This is a genomic window from Actinoplanes sp. NPDC048791, assembly GCF_040650095.1.
In the GTDB taxonomy this organism is placed as follows: Bacteria; Actinomycetota; Actinomycetes; order Mycobacteriales; family Micromonosporaceae; genus Actinoplanes.
In genome coordinates this window covers 1-1,467 of sequence record NZ_JBEZGQ010001533.1, presented here as the reverse complement: position 1 = coordinate 1,467, position 1,467 = coordinate 1, and the positions used below count along the sequence as shown (strand labels likewise).

The 1,467-nt window shown below is 73.6% G+C and carries 2 protein-coding genes; both read right to left on the bottom strand.

Annotation, left to right across the window (positions count from 1 at the left end; all coding sequences use genetic code 11):
- Window positions 1–447: hypothetical protein (locus tag AB0C29_RS48170; RefSeq protein ID WP_360835047.1), on the bottom strand; the 447-nt coding region annotated here is incomplete at its 3' end.
- A gap of 11 nt (window positions 448–458) precedes the next feature.
- Window positions 459–1,467: alpha/beta-hydrolase family protein (locus AB0C29_RS48165; RefSeq protein ID WP_360835045.1), on the bottom strand; the 1,009-nt coding region annotated here is incomplete at its 5' end.

Sequence of the window (1,467 nt, the reverse complement as noted above, 5' to 3'; positions counted from 1 at the left end):
GGCCAGGTGCAGCCTGACCGCGGTGGCGTTGCCCGACTTCGGGTTGATCAGCAGGACGCCGTGGCGAGCCGCGCCGACCGGGTGCGCCGGCCGGGACCCGAACAGTGCCGCGGCGTCCGGGCCCAACGCGTAACGGCCGGCCAGAGCGAAGAGGAGCAGCAGGGTCAGCTGGAGGAGGAGCACGGACAGCCCGATCAGGACGACGGCCGCGGCGGCGAGCACCGCCGCGACCACCCCGAGGATGCGCAATACGCCGCGCCTGGTCAGCGCGTACCAGATCGCCACCGTCACGACCGCGACCGACAGCACGAGGGTGACCAGGTTCGCGGGGTGCTGGATCGTGGCCTCGAGGCCCGCAGCCAGGGCGATGATCGGGGCGGCGAGGGCGACCAGGGCGGCCAGGCGGCGGGCCGCGAGCAAGGCCGCCTGCTTGCGGGGAGCAGTCATGACAGGTCCCTTCAGCGGGGCGCGGGGTGGTCGAGCAGGGCGCGCAGCCGGACGGTGTCGGCGGCGGTCCAGCCGGGCGGGGCGGTCAGCGCGGCCCAGCCGTCCACCACGCCGGAGCCGTAGACGTGGCCGTGACCGGCCGGCACGCTGTTCGCGGCGAACTGGTCGACCAGCGTCTGCCAGAAGGTCACCACCGGATACCAGTGCATCGCCGGGGACACGTCAGGCCCGCGTGGATCGTCCAGCCAGGCCGGCCGTGCGATCAGCAGCTCCGGCGTCCACCAGACGATCGGATCGGACGAGTTCTGCAGGTAGACGACCTTCGGGTGCGGTATCCGCGGCGTACGCAGGTCGGCCGGGTTCTGGGCGAATCGCACCGGCTGCGAGGCGAGCGGGTTCCAGACCGGGCTCCCGGCGGTGCGGGTGTCCGTCAGGTCCCGGTGGATCGGGTTGGCGAACGGCGGTCCGACCAGCAGCACGCCGTCGGCCGTGCCGGCCAGGGCCGGCAGGTCCGCGAAGGCGCTCTCCGTGCCGTACGAGCCGAGGCTCTCGCCGAACAGCAGCAGCTTGGGCCGGGTCTGCGCGGGCATGACCGCCCAGCGCTCGTACACCGCCCCGATCAGGGCGCCCGCGGACTCCCGCACCTTCGACCTGTCGGTCAGGAACGAGATCCAGCTCGGCAGGTACGAGTACTGCATGGACACCAGGGCGGTGTCACCGGCGTACATGTATTCCAGCGAATCGGTGACGGCACTGTCCAGCCAACCGGTGCCGGTGGGCGTGAGCACGCCGATCACCGCGCGGTCCCAGGCGCCGGTGCGGTCCATCTCGCGGAGCACGAGTTGCGCCCGCGCCCGCGCCGAGCCGGCCGACTTCAGGCCGGCGTAGACCCGGATCGGCTCGGTGGCCGGGGCACCGGCGAACGTGCCGAGCTGCCCGACGGACGGCCCGGTGCCGACGAACCGCCGGCCCTGCCGGCCGAGCGTCCGCCGGCTAACGGCCGATCCGGGGCCGCCCGAG